The 13,200-nt window shown below is 36.2% G+C and carries 11 protein-coding genes; 2 read left to right on the top strand and 9 right to left on the bottom strand.

Translation table 11 applies throughout. From position 1 onward, the window contains the following. Nucleotides 1–184 precede the first annotated feature (184 nt). From ACJ2A9_RS00190 to ACJ2A9_RS00175, 4 genes are all read right to left on the bottom strand, one after another. A complete protein-coding gene (locus tag ACJ2A9_RS00190; RefSeq protein ID WP_441419583.1) occupies nucleotides 185–619 on the bottom strand; it encodes a DUF6398 domain-containing protein in 435 nt (144 codons plus the stop codon). Between the two features lie 70 nt (nucleotides 620–689). After that, nucleotides 690–1,439 (bottom strand): DUF6904 family protein, encoded by a 750-nt coding sequence (locus ACJ2A9_RS00185; protein ID WP_441419582.1) that lies wholly within the window; start codon nucleotides 1,437–1,439, stop codon nucleotides 690–692. A gap of 244 nt (nucleotides 1,440–1,683) precedes the next feature. After that, nucleotides 1,684–3,081 carry a M28 family peptidase gene (locus ACJ2A9_RS00180; RefSeq protein ID WP_441419581.1) on the bottom strand — a complete coding sequence of 466 codons (1,398 nt, stop codon included), beginning with the start codon at nucleotides 3,079–3,081 and terminating at the stop codon, nucleotides 1,684–1,686. Nucleotides 3,082–3,139: 58 nt separating this feature from the next. After that, entirely contained in the window at nucleotides 3,140–4,201 is a 1,062-nt protein-coding gene (locus tag ACJ2A9_RS00175; protein ID WP_441419580.1) for a tetratricopeptide repeat protein, read from the bottom strand. Nucleotides 4,202–5,159: 958 nt separating this feature from the next. Here ACJ2A9_RS00175 and ACJ2A9_RS00170 point away from each other — a divergent pair. Both ACJ2A9_RS00170 and ACJ2A9_RS00165 read left to right on the top strand, forming a co-directional pair. Beyond that, on the top strand, nucleotides 5,160–5,450 hold the full coding sequence (locus tag ACJ2A9_RS00170) for a DUF3055 domain-containing protein (protein WP_441419579.1): 291 nt from the start codon (nucleotides 5,160–5,162) through the stop codon (nucleotides 5,448–5,450). Nucleotides 5,451–5,638: 188 nt separating this feature from the next. After that, the gene (locus ACJ2A9_RS00165; protein ID WP_441419578.1) at nucleotides 5,639–6,487 is read left to right on the top strand and encodes an MBL fold metallo-hydrolase; all 849 of its coding nucleotides are present in this window, start codon (nucleotides 5,639–5,641) and stop codon (nucleotides 6,485–6,487) included. 225 nt (nucleotides 6,488–6,712) lie between these two features. Here the strand turns inward: ACJ2A9_RS00165 and ACJ2A9_RS00160 are convergent, their stop codons facing one another. The 5 genes from ACJ2A9_RS00160 to ACJ2A9_RS00140 form a co-directional block, all read right to left on the bottom strand. Next, nucleotides 6,713–7,750 (bottom strand): Rpn family recombination-promoting nuclease/putative transposase, encoded by a 1,038-nt coding sequence (locus ACJ2A9_RS00160; protein WP_441419577.1) that lies wholly within the window; start codon nucleotides 7,748–7,750, stop codon nucleotides 6,713–6,715. 328 nt (nucleotides 7,751–8,078) lie between these two features. Further along, the gene (locus ACJ2A9_RS00155; RefSeq protein ID WP_441419576.1) at nucleotides 8,079–10,043 is read right to left on the bottom strand and encodes a TRAP transporter permease; all 1,965 of its coding nucleotides are present in this window, start codon (nucleotides 10,041–10,043) and stop codon (nucleotides 8,079–8,081) included. A 43-nt stretch (nucleotides 10,044–10,086) separates the two neighbouring features. Continuing rightward, complete coding sequence (locus ACJ2A9_RS00150) at nucleotides 10,087–11,130, bottom strand: TAXI family TRAP transporter solute-binding subunit (protein WP_441419575.1); 1,044 nt, start codon at nucleotides 11,128–11,130, stop codon at nucleotides 10,087–10,089. Between the two features lie 27 nt (nucleotides 11,131–11,157). Then, complete coding sequence (gene purB / locus ACJ2A9_RS00145; RefSeq protein WP_441419574.1) at nucleotides 11,158–12,525, bottom strand: adenylosuccinate lyase; 1,368 nt, start codon at nucleotides 12,523–12,525, stop codon at nucleotides 11,158–11,160. 114 nt (nucleotides 12,526–12,639) lie between these two features. Then, nucleotides 12,640–13,197, bottom strand: a complete 558-nt coding sequence (locus ACJ2A9_RS00140) for a FumA C-terminus/TtdB family hydratase beta subunit (protein WP_441419573.1) — start codon at nucleotides 13,195–13,197, stop codon at nucleotides 12,640–12,642. Nucleotides 13,198–13,200 lie beyond the last annotated feature (3 nt).

The following is a 13,200-nucleotide window of genomic DNA, read 5'->3' as shown; positions in this document are numbered from 1 at the left end:
CTATTGACCAAAATTACCATGATTATTGCGCAGAAAATAGTAATTAAGTGCTCTCTTGTCCGCGAAAGGTTGAAAACTTGTCTCTTTAGACGAAATAGGGACTCTGGTGGCCGCGGGGAAATGAATATAAGCTACCCGGACACCGCGGCTCTTATGTATGCTAGCTACGGCCCGCACCTCACCTTTAATCTTGAGGAACAATTAACCCGTTTACGATAGATAGATTATTATAAGGGCTTTGCTGATTAACAGACTGTATGGAGAAATTTTGGTCAAAATAGCCCATATTAAACATGTCCCTAATTTTCTTTGATTTTTGTGAGGTAGTGCTTTGTTTCGTGCCAAAATAGTCATAAATGTCTGTTGCTGAGATATATGGTTGACTCGATTTATCATATAAAAAATTGATTGTTCCTAAAGCATGGATGACTGCAGCAGCCCAAATTTCAATACGGCCTGTCAGAAAAGGCACCTCTCTTTTCCTTGCCATTTTATTTATTAACTTTTGAATCACATCAATGTATTCTTGATTTAAATATTTCTTACTAAATTCTAGTGTTAATTTTAATAATTCTGCTTTCTTTTCCTCTACCTTTTCCTTAACACTCGCCCTAGCCATCGTTTAATCTCTCCCAACCTGTTATTTCTTGCACTAAAAGAAACTATCATTCCTTTGATTTCGAGCCTCTTTACCACTCTATGTATTCAGGATATTCAACCGTTGAACGTAATTCTGTCATATGGCAATTATATTTTCTGGCTGCTTCTAAAACAGCGTTCTCTATCGCTTGATACTCCCGTCCTTTTTCTGCTATTCGTTTGGCTGTAACTGAGATGTTTTTTTCCCTTTTTTCCCGATTCATTTCAATGAATTTACAATTTAATTCATCAATGTACTGTGTTGCATAATCGTCGGACCAAGTATAGTCATGGTTCATTAATTTTAATACCCGGTTAACTGATGTTTCCGGTAACGTCTCTTTAATACAGCTTGCAATTGCAGCCTGAAAGATTCGAACTGCTGAAATTGATGTATCCCAAACAGTTCGATAATCAGTATAGCTATTATAATTATTTTTAGCCTGTTTTTTTGCATACAGCCTAACAAAATCATTTAAAGCCATTGTGACAAAAAGGATTTCTGGCCATAATACATTGCATGCAAGGTAAACATTTTTATCATTTGCTGCAATCGATAAAAACCTCATCTTATCCTGATCAAGTCCATTTTCAACAAACTCTACATCACGATGTCCCATTAAAGCATGCCGAATATCATAACAAACACCAAGTACCCTTAATCGAGCACTCTCATAACCTTTCCACTCCCATTCTTCACCTACTATAGTATGAAGTGAATCATAAAGTATCTCCAAATCATAAAAATCCCCACTGATCGTTACACCTGCTAAATTTGGTGTATTTTTCACTTGAATCACACGAATACCTCCTTATACTTAAGCCTTCTAACTTGTTTAAAACTAATAGTCTTATTCCTTAGCTAGAAACCTTTAATTTCACTGATCCATCGACTTTCGTATTTATACATTCATATTATCATAGAACAAATTGCTATTCGGTAAACAGCATAAAAAAAGCTATCCATAAATGATAGCTTTTGATAAACCTATTGCCATTCCATAACAATTCATCATCGAAACCCTCCATTTTTAACTTCACTCGTTAAAGGGCAGTAGTGAAAATTCTCTCAGCCTGTTGCTCACGATTTATCTCGCGTATAACTGCTCTTAATTGCTTACCGTTCCGAAAGACTCCCTCTACCAATTTAGCAGTGTTGTAACAAGCTTCTACATCAAGACACTCCTGGTCTGTATGTTCATTCATGTAACCAGCAGAAAGATTCACACTCTGTATACCATGTTCAGCCCAAATTCTCGTATCACTGCTGCCGCCATTAGTCGTTGCCCATCCATTTAAACCTTCACTTATTGCCACTTTCTCGAAAAAAACACCGTAATGATGATGACAAAACGGAATATAGCCCCCACATGAGGTAACAATGTCGCCTTTGCCACGGCGGGCAACGACGATGGACGCATCTGTACCCCAAAGAAAATATTCATTCACCTGTCTTGCACCAACTAACCCGCACTCTTCCTCAACCGTGAAAATAAACTTCACTTTCCCGCTGAAAGAAGAATGATCACAAAGGTGTTCTGGAATATGAAGCAGAACCGCAATTCCAGCCCGGTCATCCGCTCCGAGTATGCCCTTACTGCTAGACCAATTGTTTCTGTTTTTGATAATCTCTCTGTCTGAGTCCAGTTCAAATGCAGTATCGAGATGAGCATTTAACAAAATAACGGGTCCGTTTCCACCTTTATATGTTTTTTCAGCTAAAATATTTCCGGCATGATCGACTGTTAGATAGTCAACATAAGGTGATAATTTTTCGATCACAAACTTCCTTATCAAGTTTTCGTTGCCACTCTCACCTGGTATGCTTAATAACTTTTCGAGTGAGGCATTAAAAAATTGCTGTTTTATAAAATCATAGCCTTTCTCGAGCCAACTTTCGTCAACTTGACTCATTTTTTCGGCAAGTTCAAGAAGTTCATGACACTCAAGGTGAATGGATAGGTGATAGTTATTTCGGTGGTCCCTCTTAAAAATACGTTTACATCCAAGCGCGATAAGCAACTCCATAAGAACTTCGATATTACTTTCCTTTGAAACCATGACATGTGCCGGCCTTCTTCCGTGACCGTCACAAGATCCCAATGTCGAAAATCCCAGCCTGTTCATCTGGCGAATCAAACCACTAATATACGTATCCAGTTCACGAACTTTTGGCTGTTCGTAAGTAGGATTGAACCATAAGCCTTCTCCTCGTCCTCGATGAGCAACATCAATTGCGTCAAGCCACTGTTCTTCTGAAATGGGTGAGCCTAGAAGAGTGAGAACTCCTCTTTCAAGGGTATAGCGAATATTTACCTTCTCTAGACTTTGAAAAAGAAATTCAAGATTTACATCAGTTTCATTTTTACAATCAAAAACACCTTTTTCTATTTCAACAATTAGCCAGCCATGTCTCACAAACATTTGATTCCAGGTTTTCATCGTATCATCTCCCTTTTGTTGATAAACACATTATCTCAAAATGGCGATGACACCCCTGTCATTCAGGTAATATAAAGGTTTCATCACTACGATACATAATGACATACGGATATTGATGATTGTAATAATAACCAGTAATCGTCCTGTTATTTTCAACAAGCCAACTCTTATTTACTAAAACAACCTCTGCTATACCGACAGAAGTTAATTTTTCAGTTAGCCTATTAACTCTCTTTGTATAGGTATTAGTCTTAATCTCCGCTGTATCATCCCTTCTTGAAAACAAATCAAAGAAATCATTCTTTATTAACGGGTTAGACTCGTTACTTTTCATGATGTATAACCGAAGCATTTCGACTTGATCCTTTGATAAACTCTTCTCTGTTCCATTAAAAATGAGCATATTCTCACGATTCGTCAAATCAAGGATAATTGTATTCTCAAGGTCCACCATATCAATACATTGTTCCCTGCTACAGTACCGGCTGCCATCACTGGAAATGATCCGATAAGCACTGCTTTCTAAACTCAGGTTATTTTCATTAATCATCTGATATAATGGGGATATTTCATAGTTTGTAACAACTTCTCGCTCGACAGTAAGGTTCATTTTTTCCAGCACTTCCTTTGCATCTTTCGCAATAAAAAGACCACAGTTCGCCAAATATAAATGGCTGTTATATATTTGCTGGTCAGTTATTCTGTATTTATTGATTGGTGCTTTCTGTTGATACAAAAGGGCATGTTGAAAATAATGAAGTGAAGATGGATACTGCTTCTTTTTGTAAAGTAGAAAACCTAAACGATAATAGACAATAGGAAGATTCTTCTCGTACCTCAGCGCCTCTTTCAAACTGCTTTCAGCGGTATTATCATCTTTCTGATACACAGTTTTTAAGTATGTCCCATATTGCACAAGGTAAAAAATCAGTTGTTTTTTAATTTTTTCGAGACTTGGAGCATATTCACTATCCTTGTCACGGTAAATTTTTCGATAGAGCTCTTTATATACTTGAATTAATTTCGCAGACAATCCATCCTTCTCAGCTTCTTCTTTTTCCGCTTGGAGCTCCTCTTCAAGATCAAGCAGTTCTTCAATCGTTTTATCCCTTACTTTCATAAATCCACCTGCTTTCGTTTCTATTCCGTTAGGTTTATATTACCATGGCAAAAAGGAAATAATCGTATCATCCAACCGTAAAAAGCCCACCTATATAATGTGAGGGCCCGACACCTATTCATACTACTAATGTATCAAAGCAGCACATCAAAAAACCCTAGCTATTATTAGCTAGAGTTTTTACCCGTTAACACCTTAGGAGACCCAACCCTCTAACATCACCCTTTTACTACTGTGCTTTCATCAATCAGTGTGATTATTAACTGATTTGTAAAGCTCCGCTGGTGATGTTTGTTCGTTCCGTAGGTTTTAGAAATTCCTTTCAGCTACTGGTGGTATCACTTACTCGAAATCACTTCCATACATCACGAAAGAATTGATTGGTGTAGACTTTGGATTTGCTCATTCATCCATGGATTTTTTTAGATCCGCACTAATTGTCGTTAGAATTTTCAGGTTAGACCTGTTAATGACAATATGCTTGTTATGGTTAAGTCGTTATTTAGTTATCACTTCAATAACGGAACCAACGTAGATGGTTGAGCCTCCTAATGTGTTAACTTTTATTTTTTTATATCTCTTTCTACTTATAGTATAACCGAAAATAGTCGGTCTCCTTAGCGAAAACATTGAACATTTTTTGAACTCTTATTGTTTAGAATGGATTATTTACAAGATTATTCCGCGCCTATGGTCACCCCCTAGTCCTATTATGGAATCTTTACACCCCAGGAGTCAGTCAAAGACTAGATTTATCATAAAGTTTTCACAAGTTTGATAATGAATGTTCACATTACTAATGCCCACAAGTAATGTTTCCACTATATACTAAAAGTAAGATAGATTTTAAATAAATAACCATTCTAACAAATTGAACAGACCGATTTTAACTAATAAACTCAATAAGAATTTTTTCGTAAATCTAAGAAACTAAATTTTATTAGAGGAGGAATTTACTATGCACGAACATTTATATGAAGTAATGGAAAATGTTAACGTTAAATTTATTGGTTTTGCTACTGAACAAGCACGTTATGACTTTGGGATCATCTACACATCTCAATTTTTTGGAAAGCCTCTCGTTGTATGCATGCAAACAGGACGTTCAACACTGCTATGTATAGATGATGCTATGCAACCTGAACATATTAAACGAGCCTTTAACATTGCTGACTGGAATGAAGCAGAAAACGTAACTCACTTTTTTAAAGCGAATTTACCAACCTTACCATTAGTACCGCAATACTAAATGAATAAGAATTAAATCATTAATAAAAAAGTCATAAAATACAACCTTCTGAACACGAAGCTGTATTTTATGACTTTTTATTTATTTACTGAATTAATTAACATTCTTCTTTGATAACTATTTGTTTTGTCATCTATATAAAAAGGAAATAATGAACGATACATACATTTTTGAAGGGGTTTAAATACATGCAAACGTTACAAAAGCTTTCCAATCGTCTCTTCTACCTCCCTCCATATCAAAAAACAGATCGTCCGATATTAGCTGCAATTGTAGGGGATAATCAAACACTGTTGATTGATGCCGGGAATTCTACTAATCACGCTAAACAGTTCAAAGAACAATTAGCTTCCTATCATGTCACCGGAGATATTCTTGCTCTTACACATTGGCATTGGGATCATGTATTTGGCTTGTCTGAGATGAACATGCCTTCTATCTCCAATTTCATGACCTATGAAAAAATAAATGAACTACAAAGATTTTCATGGGAGGACAAGGATTTGGATGAACGTGTAAAAGCAGGGATTGAAATTCCGTTCTGTGCAAACGCGATTATACTAGAACTTGGAAGTAAACGAGAGCTGACCATACCAGATCCCACTATCATTTTTGAAACGAAAATAAAACTGAATATTGGTGGAGTGACCTGTTTCATTGAACAGGTTGGTGGAGATCATTCATCCGATTCGAATCTCATCTATATACAAGAGGAAAAAACGCTATTTCTTGGTGATTGCCTATATGCAAATATGTACGCAGAAAAATGGCACTATACCATTGAAAAGATGTGTAAGCTTTTGGATAAGATCGAAAATTATGATGCGGAAATCTACTTCCTGTCTCATCATCCAGCACCATTGACAAAGGATGAATTTGCTTCCTTTTTTTCATTATTGAAAACAAGTGCTATATTAACGGAGAAACATAAAGGGGAGCTGGAGGAAATTGCAACAGAGATGTCCTCGTATTTTCAACGCCAGTTAACCGAAGACGATTTAGAAATAATCAGGTATTTTGTGAACGGGTATAAGTAACACGTCACTCATGTATTTATTATGATCTATTGTTATAATCGCTTCTTAAGTTGCCACACTTAACTGAAAAAACTCCTATTGTAGAAATTGTTGGCCTTGTGTTGTTCTACAAAAACCTTCTACAAAGGAGTTTTTTCATAGAATCACTGAAAAGTATCGAATCAACAGTTAATTAACAGTGTCAATTTATTTTACTAATTATCGTCTATGCTATAGGTTCATTAGTTAGTTGTTAAGTTCGGTCCTAAGCTTCTCGACCTCTTCCTTTGATAGCCCTGATACGCGTACGATTAGTTCAAGCTGAACTCCTTCTAGTAATAAGTTTCTAGCCATTTCTAACTTTCCTTTTTCTATCCCTTCTAATAACCCTATTTGTTTACCTTCTTCACGCCCTTCTTCACGTCCTTCTTCACGTCCTAGCGCATGTCCTTGCGCATGTCCGTCTTTTAGTGCCTTTTCTTTTGCTTCTTTTTCACGCAATTCCGCTTCACGCTTGGCAGATTCTTCATCAAGCACTTGCTTCAACCGTGCTTCGTATGCTAAAACTTCTTCTTGAGTGGCACTGAGTAAATCCCAACCTTGAAAGGCCTTTTTTAAATTTTCATCTTTCATCGCGATTTCCTCCAGTTCCTTATAAATATCTTCGTACACCTTTTTACTGCGGTGATCCACGATTCCCAACAACAACATCCATCTAGCTAGTGTATCATTCCAAGGATCTAACTTTTCTTGCTTCCAATCATTTATAAGCTTTGGCATCTCTAAAAAGTGAAATTCCATCACATCAGTTAATTTAAAATGGCCGTTATCCTCACACAAATGATAGGATGTGTGGAACTGATCTGTATTAAGAAAGAGATTAAAATTCATAATATTAATCGCTATAACTGGCTGTAACTCATGATAGCTCATTTTTTGCTTCATTTGTGAACGGTAGATCCCTGACCAATAATAAATCGAACGTTTTATCATATCATATTTGTTGGTAAATTGAATCTCAATGTTGACTTTTTCATTATTGTTGGTTACAGCTAAAATATCGAGTCTTGATCGTTTATCTTCCTCGTACTCACCGCCTGCTTCTGTGTTCATGAAGGAAATGTCTTTAATACTTTCTCGACCACTGCGTTGTAGCACAGCATTTAGAAAAACAACCGTAATCTCTTTGTTTTTTTCCGTTCCAAAAAGTTGTTTGAAAGCATAATCAATTTTTAAATCCATCAACCGATTCAGTGGTACACGTTTTAATAATTTTGACCGCATTGGAATTCACCATTCCTTCCTATATTATACCATTAATTAACAAGGCAAAATCAACAGCTAACCAACTTCATTACATAACTAAACTCACAAATCATCGGCTTAAAAAACCTACAATAAACGCGTAAAACTTTAGCATCAAATCAGTATACTAATTATAGCAAACGTACGTTCCTAAATGTAGATGATTTTTAAATATTCACACAATTTACATAAAAAAACACAGACCGATTCCCCACAGCCTGTGCTTCTAAACTAACCCTATTCAACCATCCCCACCAAGGAACAAAGGATGAATGACAATTTAGTCATCCATCCTTTGTTTATTTTCCTATATTGCTTCTTCTTGTTTATCCCTTAAGTACTCGTTTTTCTTCCTCAATCTTGATAGCGCAATTGCCATAAATACAATGGCTACTGCAACAATATCTGTAAGTAAGCTAGAATAAATAAGGAAAAGAGATGAAACTATTAATAAGATACGGACAATTACCGTTGATTCTCTTCCTGCAAACCAACCTTGAACAGCGGCTGCTAATAAATAGATACCAATTATAGCAGTAATTGTAGCTAATATAATGTTCATAGCAGTACCAACCATCATAATTTCTGGACTGTAAATGAACATAAATGGTACTATAAATGCCGTAATTCCTAATCTAAAAGCAGTTATCCCAGTTTTCATTGGGTCAGTACCCGCTACTCCTGCTGCTGCATATGCTGCAATAGCTACTGGAGGGGTTATCGCTGACATAACTGCATAGTAAAATACAAACATATGAGCAAAGAGTGGCTCTATCCCTAACTGTATTAATCCTGGTGCAACAACTGATGCTGCTACGGCATATGCAGCAGTTGTTGGCATACCCATTCCAAGTAGGATAGATATAAACATTGCAAATAATAACGCTAAAAATTGATTCGAATCTGCAACACCTAAGATCATTGTACTAAAACGTAACCCTACACCTGTTAATGCAATAACACCAACAATGATACCCGCACAAGCACATACAGCCAACAACTGGATAACATTTTTCATTCCAAGTTCTAATGCTGATATAACTTTCTTTAAGCCCATCCGAGTACTTGGATGAATAAGACTTACCATAAAACATGCAATGATGGCGATAGTCCCTGATCGAATAATTGAATACCCCATTACCAAAAGAGTTATAAGCAAAACTATAGGGATAAATAAATACGCTTGCTTAAGTATTCCTTTTAATGATGGCAATTCTTTACGTGGTATTCCCTTCATTCCTTCTTTAGCAGCCTGAAAATCTACCATCAAATATACTGAGATAAAAAAGAGTATAGCTGGTATTGCAGCTGCAATTATGATTTGAGAATATGGAATACCTGTTACCTCTGCCATAATAAAAGCCCCTGCACCCATTATTGGTATCATAATTTGACCACCGGCAGATGCAGCTGCTTCAGTTGCTGCAGCAAATTGACCTTTATATCCTACTTTTTTCATTAATGGAATTGTCAATGAACCAGTTGCTACCGCATTACCGGCAGAAGTACCACTCATCATTCCCATTAAACCACTTGAGATAACCGATACTTTTGCAGGGCCACCTCTCATCCCGCCAGCAAGAGCAAATGAAAAATCAATAAAGTATTTCCCTACACCGGACATTTGCAAAAATGCTCCAAAGATGATAAAGAGAACAATATACTTAGACGACACATCCAGTGTGACCCCAAATACACCTTCCAAACTGAAGATATATGTCACAAACCTTCCAAAACTATATCCATTATGATTTAATATTCCAGGTAACCATGGACCAATGAATACATATAAGACAAACACTCCAGCTAGTATTGGTAAAGTCCATCCACTTGTTCTTCGAGTCAACTCTAATACAACAAGTAAACCCAAAACAGCTACTACTACATCAAGTGGCTGAGGCATTACACCAAAACGGAACAATAATGCTGAAACATTACTTATTATATAGAAAGTTACAAAAATAGTCGCAGCTATAAACAACCAATCAACAATCGCTACCTTATCCGATTGATTACTTCTTCCCTTGAACAATAGAAAGCCAAGAATAGCTCCTAAAGCAAGGTGTACACTTCTAAAAACCCATGGATCTATTGGATTGAAATTCAGAATGTAGAAGTGAAACATAGCACCAGATATAGCAATTACCGAGAAAAGTATTCCAATAATTCCGGTCAGATTTCTATTATTAGAAGGGCCTTCAATTGCTTCCTCTAATTCCTTAGCTTTATCATCACTTACTAAGGATTTTATCTCTTCTTTTGACTCAGCCATAGTTTGCCCCCTCTTAAAATTATGTTTTTATCTTTCATACTTGTTATTTAAATTCAGGTGGATAAACAGCATCTGGTAAATCAATACCAATTTCTTCATAATAACGAATTGCACCAATATGCATCGGAACAGAGGTATTAAGTAAAATAGCTTCTGGTACCGCTTCCTCTGCAGCAGCATGGGATACTTTTAATTTATCAATATTTTCATGGTATGCTTTTACCAAATCATAGACAAAATCGGCATTCATTTCTTTATGAGTAATTCCAAAATTAAACATTGCAATAGTCTCAATATCTTCATCTAACTGATTATATGTCCCTGCTGGAATAGTATATGGTTCAAAGTAAGGATACTCTTCAAGAACCTTATCTCTTAACTCACCATCAATACCAAATAAGTTAATCTTTCTTTGCGCTTCAACCTCAGATGCTGCAGAAATCGGTATTCCAGCTGCCGTACCAATAATATCAAGTTGACCATCCATTTGCTGACTTACTAAGTCACTTAATCCAGCATGTACTGGTGTAACATCAACACCTAAAAATTCTTGAATAATAGGAATGTAAGTCCCACCTGTACCTCCTGCCGGACCAACTCCAATACGATGCCCTGCAGTCTGCTCTAGTGAAGTAATTCCACTACTTTCAAGTGCCCACCATTGGAAAGGAGTTGTATACATAGGAAAGATAATTCTAAAGTCATTAAACTTTTCTCCACCTGTCCATTCGCCTTCTCCATTTATCGCTTCGTATCCTGGTCCAAGCGTTATCATACCAATATCCTGTTGTTTCGAATTCGTTAATTGAATATTATGAATTGGACCACCTGTAACCTCAACATTTGCTGTTACATCTAATTCACTCTCGAGTATACCTGCTAGTCCTCCACCGAAGATGAAGTAGGTTCCCCCCTGTGAAGCAGTACCAATAATTACTGTTGAAGGACGGTCACTTTCAACAACTTCGGAATTTTCTGAGTTTTCATCCGTTGATGTACCACCACTACTTTGCCCCCCACAAGCTGCTAAAACAAATAGACTTAAACACAATACTAATAAGGCACTTATTTTTATATTCAGTTTCATAATTAATCCTCCCTTTATAAAATTTATTTATGTTGTAACTTTATTTCCCTTGTTTATCTTCATAATGACTTGATTTGTAAATTTTTGAGATAGACCCACATAATTTATTGGATTTAACATCTCATCAATTTCTTCATCACTCATAATCCCTTTAATTCTTGGATTTGCTTTCAAAATTTCAGAGAGTGTTGTGTCTTTTTCATATGCTTCCATAGCAATTTCGTAAACCAGATCGTGAGCTTCTTGACGTCCAATCGTTTTAGCCGTATGCATCATGACTGCCTCTGACATGATTAACTGCTTCGACTTATTTAAATTTTCCAACATAGCATCAGGGTTTACATGAAGTTTTTCTAAAATCCAACTCATGTGATAAAGAAGACCTGATGATAGTTGGAACATTTCTGGTATAAATGCCCATTCTGCCTGCCAAGGCCCCATATCTCTTTCATGCTCTTGAAACATTGACTCAATACCAAGTGAGGATTTATGTCTTAGTAATTGACTGATCGCCATAACTGCTTCACATGCCATTGGGTTTCTTTTTTGAGGCATTGTACTACTACCAACTTTTCCTAATTGAAAAGGTTCAGCCAACTCGGCAATTTCTGTCTTTTGTAATTGAATGATTTCATTTGCAATCTTTCCAAATGTAGCTCCTACCATCCCTAAGAATGTCGTAACATCTGCTAATCGGTCTCTTGAAACATGCCAAGCAATCTCTGGAACATTAAGGTCAAGCTTTTGCATTAATGTTTTTTGAACTTCTAATCCAATATCCCCTAATGATGCAAGGGTTCCAACTGCCCCTGAGACATTACCTGTTAATACACGCGGTTTTAACTTCTCTAGTCTTTCTAAATGACGATTCACTTCGCTAGCCCAAACAGCTACTTTATAACCAAATGTAATCGGAAGTGCGTGTTGACCGTGCGTTCGACCTGCCATTACTGTGTCTTTGTATTTCTCTGCTAAATAGCAAAGTATATTTTCAAGTCTTTTTAAATCTTTCTCAACAATTTGAAGTCCTTCCTTGATTTGTAACACTACACCCGTATCCATTACGTCTTGTGTAGTTACACCCCAGTGAATATATTCACCCATATCATCTATACATAGAGTTTTAAATTCTCTAATAAAAGGCACAATCGGATGCCAAGTATGATCAATACCTTCCTTTATATTTGAAAAATTAAAAAGCTCAGCTTTTCCCTTGTTTGCAATTTCTTTAGCAGCTTCCACAGGAATAACACCACATTCAGCCTCAGCAAGAGCCAACGCTACTTCTACATCAATCCACTTTTGAACCATATTCTCATCAGAAAAGACTTTTCTCATCTCCTCAGTAGAAAATTGGTCACAGAACAAATCAGAACTCAACATATGATTTCCCATCAATACCACTCCAATATCAAATTTTAATTTTAAATTCACCCCTAATAAACTTACTTAACATATGCGTTTACTAAGAATTAATAGTAGACTAATCCTCGTTATGAAAGAAATTAGCTATACTCTATTTTTATATTTTTGTTTTTCTAATTCATATAAATCATTACCTTTAGTATCATTAGTAACGATGATTGGTAAATCCTCCACTTCTAATTGGCGAATTGCCTCTGTTCCTAAATCTTCATAGGCAATTATTTTCTGTTGCTTAATACATTTACTGATAATAACTGATAAACCTCCAACAGCTGAAAAACAAACCTTGTTATATTGTTTACATAAATCCTTTACGAATTCACTGCGTGGCCCCTTACCTATTGTCCCTGCTATTCCATGTTGGAACATACTTTCAAGAAACGGATCCATTCGGTATGAACTCGTTGGCGCCACGGAACCAATTATTTGGCCTGGTTTAGCTGGACACGGTCCGGCATAGAAGATCAATTCACGTTCTATATTTACTGGCAATTCTTTATTGTTTTTTAATAAATCTGCAAATCTCTTATGTGCTGCATCCCTTGCCATAAAAATTGTTCCGGTTAGAAACACTTTATCTCCAATTGTTAATTCTTTTAAATCATCTTTATTTAGTGGTGTTGTTAGTTTAATAGTTTTCATTTC

The organism is Anaerobacillus sp. MEB173 (genome assembly GCF_052119505.1).
Taxonomy (GTDB): Bacteria; Bacillota; Bacilli; order Bacillales; family JBJMAU01; genus JBJMAU01.
This window is presented reverse-complemented; position numbering and strand designations above follow the sequence as displayed.

What these genes read in the sequence shown, in the direction of transcription:
- ACJ2A9_RS00190 (WP_441419583.1), bottom strand. Translation starts at nt 619, where the DNA reads ATGGCTAGGGCGAGTGTTAAGGAAAAGGTAGAGGAAAAGAAAGCAGAA.
- ACJ2A9_RS00180 (WP_441419581.1), bottom strand. Translation starts at nt 3,081, where the DNA reads ATGAAAACCTGGAATCAAATGTTTGTGAGACATGGCTGGCTAATTGTT.
- ACJ2A9_RS00175 (WP_441419580.1), bottom strand. Translation starts at nt 4,201, where the DNA reads ATGAAAGTAAGGGATAAAACGATTGAAGAACTGCTTGATCTTGAAGAG.
- ACJ2A9_RS00170 (WP_441419579.1), top strand. Translation starts at nt 5,160, where the DNA reads ATGCACGAACATTTATATGAAGTAATGGAAAATGTTAACGTTAAATTT.
- ACJ2A9_RS00165 (WP_441419578.1), top strand. Translation starts at nt 5,639, where the DNA reads ATGCAAACGTTACAAAAGCTTTCCAATCGTCTCTTCTACCTCCCTCCA.
- ACJ2A9_RS00160 (WP_441419577.1), bottom strand. Translation starts at nt 7,750, where the DNA reads ATGCGGTCAAAATTATTAAAACGTGTACCACTGAATCGGTTGATGGAT.
- ACJ2A9_RS00155 (WP_441419576.1), bottom strand. Translation starts at nt 10,043, where the DNA reads ATGGCTGAGTCAAAAGAAGAGATAAAATCCTTAGTAAGTGATGATAAA.
- ACJ2A9_RS00150 (WP_441419575.1), bottom strand. Translation starts at nt 11,130, where the DNA reads ATGAAACTGAATATAAAAATAAGTGCCTTATTAGTATTGTGTTTAAGT.
- purB (WP_441419574.1), bottom strand. Translation starts at nt 12,525, where the DNA reads ATGGGAAATCATATGTTGAGTTCTGATTTGTTCTGTGACCAATTTTCT.
- ACJ2A9_RS00140 (WP_441419573.1), bottom strand. Translation starts at nt 13,197, where the DNA reads ATGAAAACTATTAAACTAACAACACCACTAAATAAAGATGATTTAAAA.